The following is a 16,913-nucleotide window of genomic DNA, read 5'->3' on the forward strand; positions in this document are numbered from 1 at the left end:
AGTCGCAAGCAGCAGCCAAGAATGGTTGAATTGGGTCGCACTCAACAAAGGAGACGTGCATGGAATTTTTCAGGGTTTTCGAAATACTGGCGCTCGGCTTTTACTCGGCAGCGGGCGTCGCTCTTTTTATGGGGCTCTACATGCTCAATTACGGCGCTCGATGCTTGGACGCTTGGAGGAAACGCGAGACGCTCCCTACTGACCGTGTACTTTTCCATCTGATTGTTGCCGCATTGATCGGCCTACTAGCCGGCTGCTTCGCTCAAGGGCTAGTAGACATGAAGTCGGCTTGTGATCTCGCCGGACAACAGCTGGGGCCGTGCCTTTTCAGCAGATGATTTCTACGGTGCTACCCGATTCAGGGCCTCATCAGCCTTGTCAGCGGCCTGGGTAGCGGTGGTCGCTGCCTTTGACGCCTTAGTTACGGCACTCTCGGTCTTGCGGGTCAGGTCGTCCAGACGCTTGTCCCGCTCGGCCATAGCTGCATCGTAGGCGCTGCGGATCTCGTCCACCTGGTGGGCTTGGGTATTGGCCATGGCCCAATAGGCCGACTGCCAGCCGAGTACTGCTCCACCTGCAATCAGCAAGGCTGCAATCACCCACACCTCAGCCCGGCGCCACCAACGACGAGCAATGAATTCCAGTGCGCACTTGTCCATCAGGCTGTACCTCCAAGCTGGGAGCGAAGCCGGGAAATCTCGGCGCTCTGGGTGGTCACCTTCTCGGTGAGCTGGCCCACCTGGCTGGTGAGGGCTTCAATTTTCCCCTCCATCCGCCCTACTGCTGCTGCGAGCTCGTTGCGCTCCTTGGCGAACTGGTCGGCACGAGCCTCGGCCAACTTGCGGGCCTCGCGCTCGGAGTCGAGCAGCTCATTCAGCCGGCGGACAGTGCCGATGTCGGCATTGTCCATGGCGCGGTCGGCGGCGTCCTTGGAAAGGAACTTGCGCAGCCACAAGAAGCCGCCCAGCAATACAGTGCCCGTTCCGCCCAGCCAGGTGGCTGTGCCTGGGCCGAGGTCGGTCGGGTCCATCCGTAATCTCCAGGTGCACCCTACGGAAACACCACAAATATGTTGTATTACCACAAATCTGCTGTATGCTAGACCTATCCAAACAACAGAGACGAGGTGATGAAGTTCAGCGAGTTCAGACGATGGTTGAAGGCCCACGGGGTGACCTTCGAAGCGGCGAAAGGAAGCCACTTCAAGATCACAGCCCCAAACGGCAAACAGACTGTCTTCGCGGACCACGGTGCTAAGGAAATGCCCGAACCGACCCGCAAGGCGATCATCAAGCAACTGGGGCTCTAAGAGCCCCCTTAGCCTATGACCGCTGAACGCATCACCCTGAGGAGTGACCATGTACGACTATGCAATCCGCTTTGAAGAGGACGGCACCGCGCCAGGCGTTGCCGTTTTCTGCCGTGATCTGCCACAACTGAACAGCTATGGCGACAACCGCGAGCATGCGATCAGCGAGGCGATCGACGCCATCGAGTCCACGCTGTCGCTCTATGCGGACCAGCGATGGATGATTCCAGAGGCAACCTCGGCCAAGGAGGGAGAGGTGGTCATCCACCTGCCAGCAGTCACCGTGGCGAAAATCGCGCTGTGGAACGAGATGATGGCGCGAGGTATGCGCAAGGCCGATCTGTGTCGACTGCTGGGTGTATCCCAGACCCAGGGAGATCGCTTGGTCGACTTCCTGCACACTTCGAAGATGGAGCAGCTAGAGAGCGCTTTTGCCGCCATGGGCAAACGATTGTCGATATCGGTTGAGGCTGCCTGAGCGCCATCCACCAACGAGGCTATTGAAGGGCCTGTTTAGGCCCTATTCCAGAAACAAAAAAGCCCGCACTTGGCGGGCAAGGGAGCTACGCAGAAAGAGTTAGATCTGGTGGCTGTAGAACAGCGAGAACGACTCGATGCCGTCGTTCGGCTGCTTGATACCAGCGTTGGAGTAATGAATCGCTCGAATACCAACCTTCTGCGTCTCGCCGATCTTCAGGCCAGCGCCGATGCGGTCTTCAAAGTTGAAGGCCGAACCAAAGTCTTGGTCGCCTGCGGATGTACCAGAGAAGACTGCCACGCCGATACCCGCCTCAACGAATGGCTTCACATTTCCGCTGCCGAATTCGTAAACGAAAACTGGCGCAAAGGACAGCGAGTGAGCGCCGCCGGAAGCATCTCCGGCCTCCCAATAGGTATACCCAGCATCCCAATAACCGGTTAGACGGCCCGCGCTGGACTCAAACCAGCTTCTGTCCCAGTTAAAGCCAACGCCTACGCGCGCTGTAATGCCACCTTGACTTGTCGCACCCAGCGCCCCGGAAAGCTCAGCTGCTCCGGCGGACGCAGCGACAAGGGACAGCGCTGCAGCAGCTAGAACGGTTTTCATAATCACGGTCTTCCATGTTTGTTTAGTTAGCAACCTATCAGAATCATAGTGCTATCAAAACGTTCCGTGTTACAAAAAAAAATCCTATCCGACCTCGCTCGGGGGGGTGACAGGACTCTTGAGGCCCTCTTCGGGCAATAAAAAACCCGGCACGATGGCCGGGTTCTTTTCGTCAATCCTCAACACACGCAGGAATGACAGGATGAGCAAATAATGTTGCATCGTTGCACAGGTGTCAAGCGGCATCTGCCATCAAAACGCCTTCCTCCTGAAGTATCTTGCTAGACGCGGCCAATGCCTCGACCACCATCTCGTCCAGCACCTTCTCGATACCCTTCTTCCAGCGCCAGTACGTGGTCCGGTTCAGGCCCTGGCCATCCCAGGTGTTGATGTCGTAGAACTCGGCCGGCAGCACGATCATGTCGGTAGAGCGCTTCACATACTGCTCCCGGCGCGCCTGGCCGGTGTCCTCCGGCATCTCGCCACCCGCCAGGTGCTTGATCACCCCGGCGTTCAGCGACTCCCACTCCGCCCGCTCACGGGCCGAACGACTCGCGATCTCGTTGCCCGATGACGCCTGCACGCCCTTCACCGGTGGGATGGCCCAGGCGGTGACCGCCTTGTACCGGAACAGGTTCGGCGCCTGGGTAGCGATCAGGGGCACCAGCTTGCCAATGGCCTCGACCTTCTTCGCCTTGTGGGTCGAGTACCTGGCCGTCAGGGCATTCCAGTGCCGCGGGATCAACTTGCTGTGCAAGCGAGCGTGCACCCAGCAGTCCACCAGCATCGCCGCGTCTTTGCCGCTGATCTCCCCCTTGAGCTTCGAGGCCTGGACCTTCGGCTCGAAGTCGCCGCCGCCTACGCCGCTCATGGTCTCAGCCGCCAATGCTCGGACCACTGCTGCCAATACGCTTTGGTATTTCATCGTCCCTGCTCCTTCTTCCGGCGGTTTGCGATCAACTGGCCGCGCACTACGCACCAGGTGGAGGTGATGGTCATGGCCAGCAGGATGGCGCTGGCAGTATCCAGAATTGTCCAGTTCATGCTGCCTCTCCCTTCTGTGCCTCGATACGGACGCGCACAGCGCCACCTTTGATCGTTTCCTTGCTCACCCTGATCTGGGTGGCGAACACGTTGTCGTCGATCCCCAGGGCGTCTGCCAGGCCGTCACGGCCGGCCTTGAACATCGCCAGCAGATTGTCGTCGTCGCGCCGGCGGCGATCGGGCGGCACGAACTCGAGCAGCAGCAATGCATCACCCTCAGGTGCTTTGATGCCGGCCTGCTTCGCCAGCAGGTGGCAGGCTGCCCGGTAGGACTTGGCCGCCTTGCTCTTCCTAGTCCAGTGCACCCGGGCGTTCGGGCTGCACACGGTCGGTGGCCACGGTAGTGTCAAGTCCGTCATGCAGCCCCCTTGATGGTCAGAATGCCGGCCCGGATCAGGGCCTCATGAGTCTCAGCGATTGCCCGGGGCATGTCGGACCAGTCCACCTCGCCTTTCCCCCGACCATCCAGCACGTCGTGGCAGGCGCTGCAGGCGTAGACCGCCACGGTGTCGAAGCCCTTCATGCCCATTCCCTTCTGCCCGCATGGCAGGTGGGCCAGCACAGTGGTGTCCGGGTTGAAGTTGCAGATGCCAGGGATGCGGACGGTGCAGTCCTGGCCACGGGCGCTCTCGCGCACCTTCTTGGATACGACGCGCATCAATACTGCCCTCCCCACCGATCCGGCTCAGTCCAGCGCACCCCGTGCTCGGCGCCGAAGGCGTGCATCACTTCGAACAGGTCGCTGAACCACTTCTGCGACTGCTTACGGGTCGAGACGCCCAGGACGACGAAGCCGCCGTCGATACCCGGGACCGCGTCCTGTTTCTGCACCGCAGCGCTGAAAATGTGCTTCCAGTCCTCGTCAGTGAGCTTGCGGCCGTACCACTCCACCTGCTGGGAGACGTCGCGGAGCATGGCCCACATCTTCCGGTTGCAGACGTCTGGGCGCTTCTCGTCCTTGATGACCACCACCTTGGGGTTCGTCAGGTCGATGGCATGCAGTGCACCGTACAGACGGTTCAGGTCCTGACTGCTGCGAATGGCGAACTCAGTCATGGGCCGCCTCCTTCCATGCGAACGGTTAACTCAGCGATGCAGGCCCCTTGATCAACACTTTTCGGATTTATAAAATCTCGTGCACCGGCCTCAAGCCTGCGGAAACCTTGCGGATAAGTGTCATCGCGGGTGAGAGGCCGATCAGTTTTTCTGCTCAAGACTTCACTCTTCACATCCCCTCCCCAGCCGGCTGCCCGGCGCGCTTGATGTTCAACTTGGCCAGCAGGTGTGCACGGCACGCGGCCGCACCGGATGGGATCTGCTGGATCTCCAGCAGGCGGGCCTGCTTCTGGGTGGCGTACTCGTCGGCCAGTTCGGCGGCGCTCTTCTGGCTGTCGTGGCCGATGCCGGTGGCGATCTTGCCGTCCAGTGGCTCGCCCTCTTGGGCCCGGCGCAGCACAATCTCGTAGGCCCGGTCGAAGCGAGCCTGCAGGCCCTTGTCGTTCTGCTGGGCGGCGCGCAGGTCGAACAGGCCGGTGGCCACGGCAGCAATCTTCACGCCCTCGTGGCTGTACACGCCCAGTAGGGCCTCGACCCAGGCGGCGGCCGGTGCCGGCATCCCGAAGTCCTCCGGCGTCGGCTGGCACATGGCGATGAACTCGCCCACGCTCGGCGCGAATGGCTTTTTGAGCTTGCGGCACTTCTCGATGCCGAACTCGATCTGCTCCAGCGTGCGGATACCCTCGGAGGCGAACTCCTTGATCCACTCCTCCTTGGCGGCGGCCAGGGCTTCGGTGGACGGCCACGCCTGGCGCCAGGCCGGGAAGATCCCGCGCAGGCGACGGAACAGGTCGTTCACCACCTCGGCGGTTTCGATGGAGACAACCACCGGCCCGCCGTGCAGCTCTGGCGGACGGTTCTGCATTGCAGCCATCAGTTGGTTTGCTGATTTCATGTGCGCACCATCAGCCCTTCGGCCCAGGAGGAGTCGTTGAAGTCAGGTTCGTTGGTCTGGCGGCGCTGGCCCTGCTGCGCACCTGGCAGAACCTTCTCCGGGAACAGGCCGGTCCAGCCGTTGCTGATGGACTGGTTGATCACGGCGTCGGGTGCGTGGTGGCCGGCCAGGGTCTTGGCTTGGCGGTCACAGGTGGTCTTGGTCAGGCGCTTTCCGATCTCGCGGCGATGCTGGCACCAGTCGGCCCACACGGAGGGAGTGACATTGGCCGGGCAGGCAGTCAGAGGGTCAAACTTCGAAGTCTTGCGCGAAGCGGACGAGGACGCCTTGGCGGCCCCGCGCTCACCCTCATTTGTACTGTTGCTCTTTGTATTACTCTCCTCCGCGTTTTCCGAATAGGAGTCACCGCCTTTTCCGAATAGGGTCGCCGCGTTTTCCGAATAGGTATTCGACTTTCCGAATAGGTTGGAAAGGCGCACGCGGCGCTCGACAACCTGTCGACCATCACGGATCAGCTCGACCCGCAAAAGGCCCTTGGCCGAGAGAGCACTGATGATCTCGGACACGCGGGAACTCGACAGGCCGAAGAACCTGGCGAAGTGACTGTTGCTGGCGTAGCAGCCGCGCACAGGGTCTTGCAGGCTACCGATCTCTACCATCATCACCTTCTCGGTGATCGACAGGGAGTGATCTAGCCAGACCTCGGCAGGGATCCAGACACCCTTGAATTGACGCGGGATGTCGGTCATTGGTCATGCTCCTGCGCCATGCACGCAAGAAGCTCAGCGTCGTCAGCCATCGCCTCATCAACGGCTTGGTCAGCAGCAGCGTACTGAAGCCAGAAATGGCGGCCATCAGTGATCCCTACCGCCCTGGCGAGGTTGTTGTAGGGGAAGTCGCGCATGTAGCGATACCGTTTAGCGTCACTGCGCAATGCGTCATGCAGGGAAGTCAGGCCATCACCAGCATCGTCGAGCGCGGTGATAAGGTCGCGCACCTTCTGAGCCGCAGCTTCGAGAACTGTGTCACGCGTGAGTGCTCCGTCCTCGATCAGTAACACAAGGTCCTTGGCATCCTCCATCAGTTCGCAATACAACGAGTAGTCACCGATTCCGGCAGCGGTGACGCGTCCGCCCGCCAGCTGCATACCTAGGTGAATCGGCTCGACAGCGGCTTCAACAACAAGAGTCACGACTTTCATGGGCGCCCCTTCCCTGCCAATTCAACTAGTTCAGGGAAGCGATCTACGTACCAGTGCGGCTGTGTTTCGCGAGGCGATTGAGGGCTGGTCAGGTTCTTTCCATAGCTCAGCCCCTTGTCAGTGATGGCCCAGAAGGTGACCGTTTCCTGCTTGGAGTTCTTGCGCTGCATGACCTTGAGCACGCCGGCCTGCTGCAGGGCCTTATTGAACGACGCGGGCGACATGCGGATACCGTTGTCCTTGAGCAAGGCGGTTAGGGCCTTGGTCGGCAACGAACTGCCACCGGCTGCGTCAGCCGGTGCATCCACTGCATAGCTGGGGAGGAACTTCGGATCGAGGCCGTTGTTCTCGGCGATCTTGGCCAGCATCTGCATCTGGCAGGACGCGGCAGGCTTCAGGAGACGCGTGAAGCACTCCATGAGGGCGATCTCGCCGACCACTTTGGTGCCGTTGGCCATCACTGCCTGGCGGGCCTCGGATTGCCCTTCCAGTTCACGCCAGCGGCGGATTACCTTCATGCGCAGCGCAGGGCTGTACCCAGTCAGCAAGCAATCGGTGTGCTCGCGGTCCAGTAGATACTGCACTTGCTCGCGGTTCTGGCCGTCCAGGTAGATGTGCTCAAAACTGAGCGCATCTTCTTTCAGGTCAGCGAGCATGGCGGTGATGTCGCGCTTCACGTTGTTGTGGCGCTTGCCGGTCAGATTCGCGATTTCACGCGAAGACATCGTGCGCGCCACAAAACCGTGGGTCTCATTTTGTGGCGCGACCCTTGAGAGGGCCTGTACACTTTGGGTCTGCATATGCATAATCCTTTCACAAGTTATGTTTTGCAGAGAGCCGGGCCGCGAACCCGGCTTTTTTGTCTCTGCGATTTGTGGTCCCTGATGAGGGACCTGTGCCGCCGGTCCCTAATTAGGGATCTGACGGTTACCTCGGCGCCGCGAACGGCACCACGTTGCTGCTCTTGGGCTTTCCCCGCTGACCGAGGAAATGCGCGGCCTTCTTCAGGATCTGCGCGGCAAGCTCATCGGTGCTCACACCGACCTCCTCCGCCCAGGCCTCCAGATCCGCAAAGTCATTCCGGCGGAACCGGGCGATCTCTACGTCGTGCTGCTGTACTGCTTCGTTTGCAGGCGACATTCGTCCTCCCATGACCCTATTCAGGCCCTGGCCTTCTTCTCGTTGATCAGCGGCAGGTGGCCGTGCTCTTTCTTGAACGCCAGCGCGGCCAGGATGATTTCCCGGGCAAGCACGCTGTGTTGCGCCTTGAGCTCCAGGGCGTAACCCTTCAGCTCGTTGAAGTCCTCGTCATCCAAGCGGACCTTGACCTGGTGGTCGTGGCGGTGAGCTTTGTCGTCATAGGCCATCAGGTGTACCCCTGGTTGCTACGTGGTCCATCGGTTTGGATAACAGGGCCTTCATTGCCCGCTTTTAGGTCCCATCGAGGCCCTTTTTGTGTACTACCAGCCCCAACACGGGGGCCTTGTGTCGCATCTGTCTCAATTGCTCCTGGATGGCTAGCGATCGACTCATCTCCAGGTACTCGTCGGTCGATCTCTCCAGGCTCCAGCCGAGGTCGGCAGCCAGCTGTCGAACCTCAGCCTTAACCTCGATTGGCAGCAATTCGAAGGTGGTTTCAGGCATAGGCCCTCCATAGGGGCTTCAGGCCGTCTTATCCTGCTCACCGGCACCGTTCATTTCGCGGAGCAGATCAGCGGCGCCCAGTCGGCGTCCGAGATTGGCCAGTTCGTGCACGTAGGTAGCCAGCTGCATGCCGGCCATACGGGCCTCCATGCGCAGCTTGCGAACCTCTTCAGGTTTCCAGCGCGACTTGATCACTTCGCTGCGTTTGTTGGCGGGGTCCAGGTGCATTCAGGGATTTCCTTGTGATTGAAAAGTGGTTACGCAGCCGACTTACGAGCTGGGATCGGGCGTATCTCGTTCGCCTCGATGTGTCCGTCGTCGTGCAGGGTGATTCGGATGTCCCGTTTTGCTCGGAACATTTGGGAGACGGCGCTTTGCTGAATCCCCAGAGCCTTGGCGAGGTCGCTCTGGGTTCCATGCCTGGCCAGGTATTCCTCAAGGGAAACAGTGTTCATCTGGTCTGCCTCATAGGGGGTTGATCGGATATTAGCACTGCTGTTTTACAATATTCAAGGACAAAGAGTAGCAGTGCTGTTTGCGAAAGAAGCAGCGGTGCTACTAAATCACGCGCATGAAGAAACCGATCAGAACCCCTCTGTCTGCCGAGCAGCTCGCGGATGCGAAGCGGCTGCACGACATCTACAAAAAGCGCGCCAAGGAATCTAGGGAAGATCCGTCCAAGCCTCCACTCACTCAGACCGAGGTCGGTGAGAGATGCGAGTGGAAGTCTCCTCAGAGCACGGTGAGCCAGTACATGACGGGCAAGGTCGCGCTCAATCTTGAGGCCCTGGTCAAGCTGTCGGAGGCTCTCGACTTTGAGCCTGCCGAGGTGAGTCCCACCCTGGCCGCAGGCATCAGGCGCGCGTCTTCAGCGCAACACTTTGATCACGATACCCAGGCGGCCAACTCCCCTCTGCCCGTCTCCGCCGACGTTCCTAAGTCGGAAGATGATCGCTATGCATTCGTCCCTCAATACGACGCGAAGGCAGCAGCTGGCCTGGGTAGCGAGAACCCGCATGTCGAGATTCGCTCAACTCTCGCGTTCAAGCGGGACTGGCTGAAGGTCAAGGGCGCCAAAGCTGATCAGCTGATAGTGATCTACGCCGAGGGACAAAGCATGTGGCCAACGATCAATGATCGGGACGTCCTGCTGGTCGACCGTTCTCGGATAGACCCTGTTGATCGGCAAGTGTTTGTGCTGGCCGGCGCAGATGGCGCGATCGTGAAGCGCCTGGTTCAAGGTCCATTCGGTAAATGGATCTTGCGCAGCGACAACGACGACAAGGATCAGCATCCAGATCGGTTTTTCTTCCGGAGCGAGGACAACGAGCACCGGATCATCGGCCAGGTGATCTGGCGTGGTGGGGATCTTTAGTCGCTCAAGAAGCATCATGAACCAGCCCTATAGGGATATTCTGTGGCAGACGCAATAAAAATCCGGAATGAAGATGACGCATTCAAGGTAATTCAAGAGTTTCTTGATGGCGCTCGCTTCAAGGGTGGCGTAGAGCTCGAGGGCTGGCCTAAGCTCAAGGTCCGCTTGGTCGGTGACAAATTTGAATCCAGCATCACGCCAAGCGTGATGAAGTCCTTCATTGAGCTGCAAAATGTCATATACAAGTCATATGCCATCGCGCAGTACGATACGGACGACACTCGTCGCCTATCCAAGGAAGAAAGGGACGAGCTTGAAATCGAGGTCAAAGTCGAGGAAGGTTCATCGATTTTCGAGGTCGACTTTCAAGAGGTCTTGATCAAATTCGCCGAGAAGGCCGGAGAGACGATGCCGCCAGAAATGATGGTCGTGACGATACTAGGTCTTGGCGTGCTATGGGCAGGCAAGACCTCGTATGCCGCGTACCTCAACTATCGCAAGGACGTCAGGGCGGCAGAAGCCAAGACTGAGGAGCAGCGAGACTCGCTTTCTACGATTGAGGCTCTCTCGAAGCAGGAGACAGCCAGGCTTGAGGTGCTTAACCGGCTACTGGTTGCCCAGCCTCGCCTCGAGATCGTCAGCCGCCAGGTTTATGATGCTCGCACAGAGATGCTAAAAGGGTTCTCGACCGCAGATGAAGCCACTGTAAGCGGAATCACAGTATCTGGCGATATCGCCCAGGAGCTTGTGACCAACGCTCGCAGGAAGGCAGCTGAAAAGCGGCTAGATGGCTTTTATAGGATCGTGCGGGTGGATTCCTCAAATCCCGACGAGTTCAAGGTCAAGATCAGAAAGCATCGATCCACCGAAGAATTTGAAGCAATAGTTGAAGATACCTCGCTGAACGAGGAGAAAAAGGAAGTGCTGCAATACGCCGAGTGGGAACGAACCACAGTGTTTTTGAGCATCAATGCCAAGATACTCGATGGCGCAATAAAGCAGGCGATTGTGGTTGGCGTGGAGCGGCGAAATCCACCGGATTAAAGAATCCACTCTTCTTTACCCGAATGGCCCGCTTCTGCGGGCTTTTTCATGCCTGCGTGATGGCGGATAGCCAGAGTGGTAGGATGGCTATTTCTCAGGATGAGCACAGATGCGTACATTTCTCTCAGCTTCCCTGCTTCTCGCGACCCTTTGGTCAGGCGTGGCTCTCGCGGAACCTACCTACATCGAAAAGATGACTGGCCTGCCTGCCATTTGTAGCCTTGACGCCATGCACGAAGAAACAAAGGTCTGGGCCGCTGCAAAAAAATTTGGGGAAGGCAGCAAGCGCTGGTCGGAAGCATTCCATCGCCGCCTGGAGGTGGTCAGGACCTGCGTAGAAGATGCCAAAGACAAGGGAAAGGTTTTGTACAAGGCTGAGGTTGATCTGCTTCCATCCCTGAAGACGGAGCTGGCTACCATGTACGTGTCGTGGCTCACGTACCTCGACCATATCATTGACGACGACCGCGAGTCCTATGAGCGCCAGTATGAGCTTTCTGCGAATCAGCTGAAGGCCCAAGTCGACTCGATGTAGCCCCAAGAATTCTAATGGCCCGCCTAGCGCGGGCTTTTTTGTGGGCGCAAGAAAATTATTAGCACTGCTGTTGACTCAACAATAACAGCAGTGCTACTTTTACTTTACGCAGTCACTCACCAGGGACTGCCGAGGCCCCCCCACACAGGCCGCCGCTCTTTAACAGCCAGCGCCATGCCCGACTACCCGGCCCAGCCGGTTAGGTCACTCCCGGCTCCATCGGTGGGAGGTCAGTAAACCGATGAACAAAACCGCACTTGCCTCTACCGGCGACCGGCGATCCGACAGGCCCGAAAGCCTGCCCACGCGCAGCCCACTGCGACGGCGGACGAGGTGTTGACCGAACTGAGTGAATGACCTGGTAAGCGGGTGCGGAGAAACACAGAATGATTCACTGATGCCGCTTCGATGAGGCGGCATTGGGAATCGAACATGCAATACTGCTCACATCGAAAACAGGTAGGAGGTAAACGTGAAAGCCAGCGAATTCATGGAGCGCCTGATCGCCAAGGCGGGCGAGTTTGGCCAGTTGAGTATCCAGAGGATTGTCGAAGAGCATCGCGGCGTTGAGGTCGTTCCAGGCTTTTGCTGGAACGAGGCCCGCACCTCAGAAGATGATCCAGAGATCAAAGCCGGCTGGCTCTACTTCGCCATGGGGAGCGGGAAGTACCTCTTCGTCAGCTACGCGGATATCCCCAGCAGCAGGCGATAAGCCTCAGCAGCTTCAACACAGCCCGATTTGCTCGGGCTTTTTTGTGCCTGCGATTTCACTGGCTGGCCTTGGTGACAGGGCCAGGCGGGAAATCAAACAGGGAGCAGAACCGTGAACAAAGAAGAGATCTACGACAAGCAGATCAGCCCGCTGATGCAGCAGATCATTGCCATCTGCAAGGACAAGGGCATCGCAATGCAGGCCAGCTTCGACATCGCTCACGACGGGGAAGGCCCGAACGGCGAGGATTGCTCGTCTCTGACCTGCACAACTCACCTGCCTGACGGTGAAGGCAAGTTCAACGAGCGCTTCGACAAGGCAAATCAAATCATTCGCCAGGGTCACCGCTCGCACAGCGCTCCGGTGATGCACCTCACCACCGTGAACGCCGATGGCTCAAAGACCCTGACCGCGATCATCTGAACAACCAGCGCCACGTCAGCCTGACGTTAACTGCCCGATGCCCTGCTCCCCATCGCAGGCTGCATTGGTGGCCACTCTGAACGCGAGTTGATCGCCGCGAATTGTGAGCGTGGGTAGCGTCTCTCCGCATGGTGAGGCGTCCCGACACCCGGTTTGCCCCGGAGAGTGGCCACCGATGCATCCCGCATCCCCTTCCCTTCACATACGACCGCATTGGCAGGCGCCAGGCCACCCTTCACGGTGGGTTTGGTCACCCGCGCCTGACTCCTGGCCAATGCGGCCGCTCAACCAATCTGGAGGACGCCATGGGCGCACTTCGAGCAGCACAATGGCGGTATGACCATGCTGAGCCGGAAGACGACTCAGCGCATCAGGAAGCGGCGCAGAACTGGATCGAGAGTAAGGCCGAGGAGCTGGTTGGCGGCTGCGACGTTCTGATCCCGCAGCGCTTTGGCGGACCGGTTGGCGTCCGCCAAGAGCAGTTCGTGGCCGAGCTCGCCGAACACCTTCGTGCCTTACAAGAGGCTGAGAAGGACGACCTGAACGCCCTGGCTCTTCTCCTGCTCCAGGCGCAGGCCGGTGGCCCGGTGAAGAGCATGATCCCTGACATCCTTGGCCCAAGCGACCACGTCGGCGGCAAACTCTTCGAGATCGCCGAGTCGATGCTTGAAGGCTATGCCGAGGAAGGCGTTCAGCACGACTCCGATCAGGCCAACGAGCGATGAGCCCGCACGTCCTGCTCGACAACGAACTGGATGCCCTGGCCGACCCATCCACCCCGGTTAGCTGGTCCGTGATGATCCAGAAGCAGCTCACCGAAATGATGGCCGACCAGCGCATCACCATCGAAGAGTTCAACCACTACTGCGCGCGCCTCAACAAGATCGTTGATGGGCGCAAGGAGGTTGCATGACCACGCCAATCTATAAATCGCTTATCGACGAGCAGGTCGAAGAGGCGAAGGCCGCTCAGGTGCGCGGTACCGTCCAGTTCCCGGTTGGGATGCGTGTCGCAGACCTGCCCTACCCGATCAAGGCTGACTGGCTGAAGCGCCGACCAATCACAGCCAGGCCTCGGCCATGACCAGCTACCAGCGTGCCCGCCGCATGGTCATCTGGCGCGGCTCCTTCTCCATGCTCTTCGCCTGCACCTTCTTCATGCTCGCCAGCGCACTGGCCGGCAGCATCACTTCCTGAATCACGTAGCCGAGCACGGCGGCCCTTCGGGATAACCGTACCCCTTCGGGAGCGTAAGCGGCGAGAGCGCGCAACCATCCACCGCAGCCAGGGCCTGGAGCGTACCTCCGTGCCTGGGTGACCTGGCATTTCCCCTTTCAACTGACGGCGCCGGCCTGGCGCGAGGTTTTCCAATGTCCGCAGAACCGAAACTGATCGCGATCGAAGAGATCAGCGAGGCGAACGCCCCGGCCATCTACGTGGCCGGCGGCCTGCAGCAATTCATCGACCTGGTGAAGGGCGAGATCGACGGCGAAGTGCCCGATCTGACCACCCGCAAGGGCCGCGAGCGTATCGCCAGCCTGGCCGCCAAGGTCAGCAAGTCGAAGACCGCTGTCGAGAAGCCGGGTCGCGACTATCTGCGCCGGCTCAAGGAAATGCCGAAGGTGGTCGAAACCGAGCTGCGCGAGTTTGTGATCCAGATGGACACGCTGCGGGACGAGACGCGCCGGCCACTCACCGAATGGGAGGCCGCCGAGGACGCGCGGATTGATCGCCACAACGACCGTCTGAACTGGCTGAAAACACTGGCCGACGACCTAGGTGACCTGAACTCCCTGCAGCTCAAAGGCCTGATAGCCGAAGCCGAAGGCATGCAGCTTGGCGCCCACTGGGAGGAATTCGAGGCGGAAGCGGCCAACACTAAGGACAAGGTGCTTTCCACCCTGCGGTCAGCACTTCAGAAGCGCGAGCAGTTCGAAGCTGAGCAGGCCGAGCTGGCCCGCCTGCGCCGCGAAGCAGAAGAGCGCGCCGAGCAGGACCGCATTCGGGCAGCCCAGGAGGCCGCTGTCGAGGCTGAGCGTCAGCGCGTGGCCCAGCAGCAAGCAGAACGCGATGCGGCAGCCCGCCGTGAGCAGGAACTGCTTGACCAGGCCGCTGCGCAAGAGCGCGAAGCCGAGAATCAGCGACTACAGCTCAAACTGGAGGCCGAGCAAGCCGAGCGCGCCCGGATTCAGGCCGAGTCCGACCGCGTTGCCGCCGAGCAGCGTGCCGAACAAGAGCGCCAGACCGCCGCCCGCCGAGCTGAAGAAGCCGCCGAGCAGGCGCGCCAGGAAGAACGCCGACGGGCCGATGCAGCTGCCGCCGAGATTGTGCGCCAGCAGGAAGCTCGAGAGCGCGACGTCGCACACCGCCGCAGCATCAACCGCGCCGCCCTGGACGCCTTCGTCGCCGGCGGCATGACCGAGGAATGCGCCAAGCAGGCAATCACCCTGATCGCCGAGCGCAAGATCCCAAACATCACCATCCAGTACTGAGGTCACCATGAGCCAAGTAGCCAGGGTCGATACCCAATCCCAGCCACCGGCCATCGCTGCCGAGTCGCTAACCATCCTGCAGATCATTCAGAAGGTGGCCATGTCCCCAACCGCTGACATCGACAAGATGGAGCGCCTGATGGTGATGCACCAGAACATCCAGGCGCTGCAGGCCAAGCAGCAGTACGACGAGGCGCTGGCCGCGATGCAGGAAGAGCTGCCTGTTATCGGCGAACGAGGCGGCATCAAGGACAAGAACGGCCGCATCCAGAGCACCTACGCACTCTGGGAAGACATCAACGAGATGATCAAGCCGGTTCTGGCCCGTCACGGCTTCGCCCTCTCCTTCCGCACGCCGCGCAACGAACGCGGCATCGAGGTTGAAGGCGTCCTGAGCCATCGGGCGGGGCATCGCGAGACCACTTCTCTGCTCCTACCGGCAGACACCAGCGGCAGCAAAAACGGCGTCCAGGCTGTCGCCTCGAGCGTGAGCTATGGCAAACGCTACACCGCCGGCGCCCTGCTCAACTTCACCACCACAGGCGAGGACGACGACGGCAACGGCGCCGTAGTGACGCCGCGGGTCACCTCAGTACAGGCCGCCCAGCTGGCCATGCTGCTGGAGCGATGCAGCGAAAAGGCCAAGAAGGCATTCGCCAACATTCACGGCACGCCGTCGGCGGTAGAGAAAGCCGCGTTCGACCAGGTGCTGGGCATGCTCAGCAAATCCGTCAAGCAGCACGAGTCTGCGCCTCAGGAGGCCCAAGATGCAGATCATCACTGATGTAGAACAGGGCGCGCCGGAATGGCTCGCCCTTCGCCTAGGCATCATCACCTGCTCCGAACTTGACTGCCTGCTGGTCGCCGGCAAGGGTGAAGCTGGCTTCGGAGTGGCCGCATTCACCTACATGGACCAGCTGATCGGCGAGCGCATCACCGAGGAAGCTGCCGAGATCCCATTCCAGACCAAGGCCACGATTCGCGGCCACGAACTAGAGGGCGTCGCCCGTGGCCTGTACGAGGACCGCGAAAGCATAAAAACCCGTTCAGTGGGGATCATCCTCAATCACGGCATCGGTTATTCGCCTGACGCGCTGGTGGGCGACCAGGGCCTGACCGAGATCAAGACCAAGCTCCCAAAGTTTCAGGTCAGCGTCATCCTGAACGGTGAAGTGCCCAAGGAGCACGTCGCCCAGTGCCAGGGCGGCCTGTGGGTATCCGAGCGCGAGTGGCTGGACTTCATCAGCTATTGGCCTGGCATGCCCCTCTTCGTCAAGCGCGTGTACCGAGACGAAGTGATGATCCGAAAACTCACCGAACGGGTGAAAACCTTCTACGAAATCCTCGACGAGCGCATGAACAAGGTGCTCGGTGCGGCCGCATAACCCAAGGAATCACGATGCCTACTCTTACCGATATCGGCCGCATTGGCCGCGACGCTGAACTGCGCTACACCCCAAGCGGCGACCCAGTCTGCAATCTGGCGATCGCCTGTGAATATGGCCGCAAGGGCAATGATGGCAAGCGACCTACCCAGTGGGTAGACGCGACGCTGTGGGGCAAGCAGGCCGAGGCCATGGCCCAGTACTTGGTCAAAGGCCAACAGGTTCACTTCACCATCGACGACGCGCACGTCGAGGTTTTCACCAAGTCCGACCAGACGCAGGGGGTGAAGCTCACCGGCCGGGTGATCATCATCAAGTTCGCCGGAAGCCCGCCGCAGCAATCACAGAACAACCAGCAGTCTGAGCAGCCACGCCAGCAACAGCGATCCCAGCAGCGGCAGGCCGCCCAGCAGCAGAACCAGCAGGGCGGCAATGGCCCGGACTACGAAAGCTTCGACGACGACATCCCGTTCGCCCCGCTCCACCTCCTGATGGGTGCATAGCCATGAGCGACTGCGGCGAGCATCCCAGCGTCTACTACCTTGGCCGGGAATGCCGCCGCAACGGTGGCGGAAAGATGGCCAACCCATTCGCCTATCACACGTTTCACGGGGCCTGGTTCTTGGCCGGCTGGAACGACATGGACCTTGAGATTGAGCAGAAAAATCCGAAGCGCGCTGCAAAGAACAAGGCGGCGTGAGCATTTCAACCT

General features: G+C 59.9%; 33 protein-coding genes. 16 read left to right on the forward strand and 17 right to left on the reverse strand.

Annotated elements, in window-relative coordinates; genetic code table 11:
* Positions 1-59 precede the first annotated feature (59 nt).
* Positions 60-338, forward strand: coding sequence for a hypothetical protein (locus APH28_RS00995; protein ID WP_060507186.1), 279 nt, complete (start codon positions 60-62; stop codon positions 336-338).
* Between the two features lie 3 nt (positions 339-341).
* Here APH28_RS00995 and APH28_RS01000 read toward each other — a convergent pair whose 3' ends face one another.
* Together APH28_RS01000 and APH28_RS01005 are read right to left on the reverse strand one after the other, a co-directional pair.
* Complete coding sequence (locus tag APH28_RS01000) at positions 342-659, reverse strand: hypothetical protein (protein ID WP_060507187.1); 318 nt, start codon at positions 657-659, stop codon at positions 342-344.
* A complete protein-coding gene (locus tag APH28_RS01005; protein WP_060507188.1) occupies positions 659-1,030 on the reverse strand; it encodes a hypothetical protein in 372 nt (123 codons plus the stop codon). Before APH28_RS01005 ends, APH28_RS01000 begins: the two co-directional genes overlap by 1 nt.
* A 99-nt stretch (positions 1,031-1,129) precedes the next feature.
* Here APH28_RS01005 and APH28_RS01010 point away from each other — a divergent pair, with 99 nt between their 5' ends.
* Together APH28_RS01010 and APH28_RS01015 are read left to right on the forward strand one after the other, a co-directional pair.
* On the forward strand, positions 1,130-1,309 hold the full coding sequence (locus APH28_RS01010; RefSeq protein WP_060507189.1) for a type II toxin-antitoxin system HicA family toxin: 180 nt from the start codon (positions 1,130-1,132) through the stop codon (positions 1,307-1,309).
* 49 nt (positions 1,310-1,358) lie between these two features.
* Complete coding sequence (locus tag APH28_RS01015; protein WP_060507190.1) at positions 1,359-1,787, forward strand: type II toxin-antitoxin system HicB family antitoxin; 429 nt, start codon at positions 1,359-1,361, stop codon at positions 1,785-1,787.
* A gap of 99 nt (positions 1,788-1,886) precedes the next feature.
* On the opposite strand, the gene APH28_RS01020 is transcribed toward APH28_RS01015, so the two are convergent.
* From APH28_RS01020 to APH28_RS01085, 15 genes are all read right to left on the reverse strand, one after another.
* Positions 1,887-2,396, reverse strand: a complete 510-nt coding sequence (locus APH28_RS01020) for an acyloxyacyl hydrolase (protein ID WP_060507191.1) — start codon at positions 2,394-2,396, stop codon at positions 1,887-1,889.
* 235 nt (positions 2,397-2,631) lie between these two features.
* Positions 2,632-3,321 (reverse strand): hypothetical protein, encoded by a 690-nt coding sequence (locus APH28_RS01025; RefSeq protein ID WP_060507192.1) that lies wholly within the window; start codon positions 3,319-3,321, stop codon positions 2,632-2,634.
* Positions 3,318-3,440, reverse strand: a complete 123-nt coding sequence (locus APH28_RS29040) for a hypothetical protein (protein WP_256248256.1) — start codon at positions 3,438-3,440, stop codon at positions 3,318-3,320. Before APH28_RS29040 ends, APH28_RS01025 begins: the two co-directional genes overlap by 4 nt.
* On the reverse strand, positions 3,437-3,799 hold the full coding sequence (locus APH28_RS01030) for an endodeoxyribonuclease RusA (protein WP_060507193.1): 363 nt from the start codon (positions 3,797-3,799) through the stop codon (positions 3,437-3,439). Before APH28_RS01030 ends, APH28_RS29040 begins: the two co-directional genes overlap by 4 nt.
* Positions 3,796-4,098, reverse strand: a complete 303-nt coding sequence (locus tag APH28_RS01035) for a nuclease domain-containing protein (protein WP_060507194.1) — start codon at positions 4,096-4,098, stop codon at positions 3,796-3,798. The genes APH28_RS01030 and APH28_RS01035 overlap by 4 nt, the downstream gene beginning before the upstream one ends.
* Positions 4,098-4,496, reverse strand: a complete 399-nt coding sequence (locus APH28_RS01040; protein WP_060507195.1) for a recombination protein NinB — start codon at positions 4,494-4,496, stop codon at positions 4,098-4,100. The genes APH28_RS01035 and APH28_RS01040 overlap by 1 nt, the downstream gene beginning before the upstream one ends.
* Positions 4,497-4,665: 169 nt before the next feature.
* The gene (locus APH28_RS01045; RefSeq protein ID WP_060507196.1) at positions 4,666-5,391 is read right to left on the reverse strand and encodes a replication protein P; all 726 of its coding nucleotides are present in this window, start codon (positions 5,389-5,391) and stop codon (positions 4,666-4,668) included.
* Complete coding sequence (locus APH28_RS28965; RefSeq protein ID WP_218186513.1) at positions 5,388-6,140, reverse strand: helix-turn-helix domain-containing protein; 753 nt, start codon at positions 6,138-6,140, stop codon at positions 5,388-5,390. Before APH28_RS28965 ends, APH28_RS01045 begins: the two co-directional genes overlap by 4 nt.
* Positions 6,137-6,592 (reverse strand): hypothetical protein, encoded by a 456-nt coding sequence (locus APH28_RS01055; RefSeq protein ID WP_060507197.1) that lies wholly within the window; start codon positions 6,590-6,592, stop codon positions 6,137-6,139. The genes APH28_RS28965 and APH28_RS01055 overlap by 4 nt, the downstream gene beginning before the upstream one ends.
* Positions 6,589-7,317 carry a Rha family transcriptional regulator gene (locus tag APH28_RS01060; RefSeq protein WP_082432232.1) on the reverse strand — a complete coding sequence of 243 codons (729 nt, stop codon included), beginning with the start codon at positions 7,315-7,317 and terminating at the stop codon, positions 6,589-6,591. The genes APH28_RS01055 and APH28_RS01060 overlap by 4 nt, the downstream gene beginning before the upstream one ends.
* 202 nt (positions 7,318-7,519) lie before the next feature.
* Positions 7,520-7,732, reverse strand: coding sequence for a hypothetical protein (locus APH28_RS01065; RefSeq protein ID WP_060507199.1), 213 nt, complete (start codon positions 7,730-7,732; stop codon positions 7,520-7,522).
* A 20-nt stretch (positions 7,733-7,752) separates the two neighbouring features.
* Positions 7,753-7,959, reverse strand: coding sequence for a hypothetical protein (locus tag APH28_RS01070; protein WP_027907143.1), 207 nt, complete (start codon positions 7,957-7,959; stop codon positions 7,753-7,755).
* A gap of 64 nt (positions 7,960-8,023) precedes the next feature.
* Positions 8,024-8,236, reverse strand: a complete 213-nt coding sequence (locus tag APH28_RS01075; RefSeq protein ID WP_060507200.1) for a hypothetical protein — start codon at positions 8,234-8,236, stop codon at positions 8,024-8,026.
* Between the two features lie 18 nt (positions 8,237-8,254).
* Positions 8,255-8,464, reverse strand: coding sequence for a hypothetical protein (locus APH28_RS01080; protein ID WP_014859732.1), 210 nt, complete (start codon positions 8,462-8,464; stop codon positions 8,255-8,257).
* Between the two features lie 29 nt (positions 8,465-8,493).
* On the reverse strand, positions 8,494-8,691 hold the full coding sequence (locus APH28_RS01085; RefSeq protein ID WP_060507201.1) for a Cro/CI family transcriptional regulator: 198 nt from the start codon (positions 8,689-8,691) through the stop codon (positions 8,494-8,496).
* Between the two features lie 287 nt (positions 8,692-8,978).
* Between APH28_RS01085 and APH28_RS01090 the strand changes: the two genes are divergently transcribed.
* The 13 genes from APH28_RS01090 (at position 8,979) to APH28_RS01145 (ending at position 16,901) form a co-directional block, all read left to right on the forward strand.
* Positions 8,979-9,611 carry a S24 family peptidase gene (locus APH28_RS01090; protein ID WP_060507357.1) on the forward strand — a complete coding sequence of 211 codons (633 nt, stop codon included), beginning with the start codon at positions 8,979-8,981 and terminating at the stop codon, positions 9,609-9,611.
* Positions 9,612-9,653: 42 nt separating this feature from the next.
* Entirely contained in the window at positions 9,654-10,655 is a 1,002-nt protein-coding gene (locus APH28_RS01095) for a hypothetical protein (RefSeq protein WP_060507202.1), read from the forward strand.
* A gap of 109 nt (positions 10,656-10,764) precedes the next feature.
* Positions 10,765-11,190: a hypothetical protein gene (locus tag APH28_RS01100; protein ID WP_060507203.1), complete on the forward strand. Its 426-nt coding sequence runs from the start codon at positions 10,765-10,767 to the stop codon at positions 11,188-11,190.
* 472 nt (positions 11,191-11,662) lie between these two features.
* Positions 11,663-11,902, forward strand: a complete 240-nt coding sequence (locus APH28_RS01105) for a hypothetical protein (RefSeq protein ID WP_060507204.1) — start codon at positions 11,663-11,665, stop codon at positions 11,900-11,902.
* Between the two features lie 111 nt (positions 11,903-12,013).
* Positions 12,014-12,325 (forward strand): hypothetical protein, encoded by a 312-nt coding sequence (locus tag APH28_RS01110; RefSeq protein WP_060507205.1) that lies wholly within the window; start codon positions 12,014-12,016, stop codon positions 12,323-12,325.
* A 305-nt stretch (positions 12,326-12,630) separates the two neighbouring features.
* Positions 12,631-13,050 carry a hypothetical protein gene (locus APH28_RS01115; RefSeq protein ID WP_060507206.1) on the forward strand — a complete coding sequence of 140 codons (420 nt, stop codon included), beginning with the start codon at positions 12,631-12,633 and terminating at the stop codon, positions 13,048-13,050.
* Positions 13,047-13,238, forward strand: a complete 192-nt coding sequence (locus tag APH28_RS01120; protein ID WP_060507207.1) for a hypothetical protein — start codon at positions 13,047-13,049, stop codon at positions 13,236-13,238. Before APH28_RS01115 ends, APH28_RS01120 begins: the two co-directional genes overlap by 4 nt.
* Positions 13,235-13,408 carry a hypothetical protein gene (locus APH28_RS28800; protein ID WP_177334205.1) on the forward strand — a complete coding sequence of 58 codons (174 nt, stop codon included), beginning with the start codon at positions 13,235-13,237 and terminating at the stop codon, positions 13,406-13,408. The genes APH28_RS01120 and APH28_RS28800 overlap by 4 nt, the downstream gene beginning before the upstream one ends.
* Before the next feature lie 286 nt (positions 13,409-13,694).
* A complete protein-coding gene (locus APH28_RS01125) occupies positions 13,695-14,816 on the forward strand; it encodes a hypothetical protein (protein WP_060507208.1) in 1,122 nt (373 codons plus the stop codon).
* Positions 14,817-14,823: 7 nt separating this feature from the next.
* Positions 14,824-15,600 (forward strand): ERF family protein, encoded by a 777-nt coding sequence (locus APH28_RS01130; protein ID WP_060507209.1) that lies wholly within the window; start codon positions 14,824-14,826, stop codon positions 15,598-15,600.
* A complete protein-coding gene (locus APH28_RS01135) occupies positions 15,584-16,201 on the forward strand; it encodes a lambda exonuclease family protein (protein WP_060507210.1) in 618 nt (205 codons plus the stop codon). The genes APH28_RS01130 and APH28_RS01135 overlap by 17 nt, the downstream gene beginning before the upstream one ends.
* A 14-nt stretch (positions 16,202-16,215) precedes the next feature.
* Positions 16,216-16,704 (forward strand): single-stranded DNA-binding protein, encoded by a 489-nt coding sequence (gene ssb / locus APH28_RS01140; protein WP_060507211.1) that lies wholly within the window; start codon positions 16,216-16,218, stop codon positions 16,702-16,704.
* A 2-nt stretch (positions 16,705-16,706) separates the two neighbouring features.
* Positions 16,707-16,901 carry a hypothetical protein gene (locus APH28_RS01145; protein ID WP_060507212.1) on the forward strand — a complete coding sequence of 65 codons (195 nt, stop codon included), beginning with the start codon at positions 16,707-16,709 and terminating at the stop codon, positions 16,899-16,901.
* Positions 16,902-16,913: the final 12 nt, after the last annotated feature.

The organism is Pseudomonas sp. NBRC 111124 (genome assembly GCF_001320245.1).
In the GTDB taxonomy this organism is placed as follows: domain Bacteria; phylum Pseudomonadota; class Gammaproteobacteria; order Pseudomonadales; family Pseudomonadaceae; genus Aquipseudomonas.

Excerpts from the sequence above, each read along its gene's own strand:
- APH28_RS01010 (WP_060507189.1), top strand. The coding sequence starts at position 1,130 with ATGAAGTTCAGCGAGTTCAGACGATGGTTGAAGGCCCACGGGGTGACC.
- APH28_RS01015 (WP_060507190.1), top strand. The coding sequence starts at position 1,359 with ATGTACGACTATGCAATCCGCTTTGAAGAGGACGGCACCGCGCCAGGC.
- APH28_RS01125 (WP_060507208.1), top strand. The coding sequence starts at position 13,695 with ATGTCCGCAGAACCGAAACTGATCGCGATCGAAGAGATCAGCGAGGCG.
- APH28_RS01045 (WP_060507196.1), bottom strand. The coding sequence starts at position 5,391 with ATGAAATCAGCAAACCAACTGATGGCTGCAATGCAGAACCGTCCGCCA.
- APH28_RS01120 (WP_060507207.1), top strand. The coding sequence starts at position 13,047 with ATGAGCCCGCACGTCCTGCTCGACAACGAACTGGATGCCCTGGCCGAC.
- APH28_RS01070 (WP_027907143.1), bottom strand. The coding sequence starts at position 7,959 with ATGGCCTATGACGACAAAGCTCACCGCCACGACCACCAGGTCAAGGTC.
- APH28_RS01065 (WP_060507199.1), bottom strand. The coding sequence starts at position 7,732 with ATGTCGCCTGCAAACGAAGCAGTACAGCAGCACGACGTAGAGATCGCC.
- APH28_RS01020 (WP_060507191.1), bottom strand. The coding sequence starts at position 2,396 with ATGAAAACCGTTCTAGCTGCTGCAGCGCTGTCCCTTGTCGCTGCGTCC.
- APH28_RS01025 (WP_060507192.1), bottom strand. The coding sequence starts at position 3,321 with ATGAAATACCAAAGCGTATTGGCAGCAGTGGTCCGAGCATTGGCGGCT.
- APH28_RS28800 (WP_177334205.1), top strand. The coding sequence starts at position 13,235 with ATGACCACGCCAATCTATAAATCGCTTATCGACGAGCAGGTCGAAGAG.
- APH28_RS01035 (WP_060507194.1), bottom strand. The coding sequence starts at position 4,098 with ATGCGCGTCGTATCCAAGAAGGTGCGCGAGAGCGCCCGTGGCCAGGAC.
- APH28_RS01060 (WP_082432232.1), bottom strand. The coding sequence starts at position 7,317 with ATGTCTTCGCGTGAAATCGCGAATCTGACCGGCAAGCGCCACAACAAC.
- APH28_RS01030 (WP_060507193.1), bottom strand. The coding sequence starts at position 3,799 with ATGACGGACTTGACACTACCGTGGCCACCGACCGTGTGCAGCCCGAAC.
- APH28_RS29040 (WP_256248256.1), bottom strand. The coding sequence starts at position 3,440 with ATGAACTGGACAATTCTGGATACTGCCAGCGCCATCCTGCTGGCCATG.
- ssb (WP_060507211.1), top strand. The coding sequence starts at position 16,216 with ATGCCTACTCTTACCGATATCGGCCGCATTGGCCGCGACGCTGAACTG.
- APH28_RS01005 (WP_060507188.1), bottom strand. The coding sequence starts at position 1,030 with ATGGACCCGACCGACCTCGGCCCAGGCACAGCCACCTGGCTGGGCGGA.
- APH28_RS01130 (WP_060507209.1), top strand. The coding sequence starts at position 14,824 with ATGAGCCAAGTAGCCAGGGTCGATACCCAATCCCAGCCACCGGCCATC.
- APH28_RS01080 (WP_014859732.1), bottom strand. The coding sequence starts at position 8,464 with ATGCACCTGGACCCCGCCAACAAACGCAGCGAAGTGATCAAGTCGCGC.
- APH28_RS01135 (WP_060507210.1), top strand. The coding sequence starts at position 15,584 with ATGCAGATCATCACTGATGTAGAACAGGGCGCGCCGGAATGGCTCGCC.
- APH28_RS01040 (WP_060507195.1), bottom strand. The coding sequence starts at position 4,496 with ATGACTGAGTTCGCCATTCGCAGCAGTCAGGACCTGAACCGTCTGTAC.
- APH28_RS01000 (WP_060507187.1), bottom strand. The coding sequence starts at position 659 with ATGGACAAGTGCGCACTGGAATTCATTGCTCGTCGTTGGTGGCGCCGG.
- APH28_RS01145 (WP_060507212.1), top strand. The coding sequence starts at position 16,707 with ATGAGCGACTGCGGCGAGCATCCCAGCGTCTACTACCTTGGCCGGGAA.
- APH28_RS01100 (WP_060507203.1), top strand. The coding sequence starts at position 10,765 with ATGCGTACATTTCTCTCAGCTTCCCTGCTTCTCGCGACCCTTTGGTCA.
- APH28_RS01115 (WP_060507206.1), top strand. The coding sequence starts at position 12,631 with ATGGGCGCACTTCGAGCAGCACAATGGCGGTATGACCATGCTGAGCCG.
- APH28_RS01055 (WP_060507197.1), bottom strand. The coding sequence starts at position 6,592 with ATGAAAGTCGTGACTCTTGTTGTTGAAGCCGCTGTCGAGCCGATTCAC.
- APH28_RS28965 (WP_218186513.1), bottom strand. The coding sequence starts at position 6,140 with ATGACCGACATCCCGCGTCAATTCAAGGGTGTCTGGATCCCTGCCGAG.
- APH28_RS01075 (WP_060507200.1), bottom strand. The coding sequence starts at position 8,236 with ATGCCTGAAACCACCTTCGAATTGCTGCCAATCGAGGTTAAGGCTGAG.
- APH28_RS00995 (WP_060507186.1), top strand. The coding sequence starts at position 60 with ATGGAATTTTTCAGGGTTTTCGAAATACTGGCGCTCGGCTTTTACTCG.
- APH28_RS01085 (WP_060507201.1), bottom strand. The coding sequence starts at position 8,691 with ATGAACACTGTTTCCCTTGAGGAATACCTGGCCAGGCATGGAACCCAG.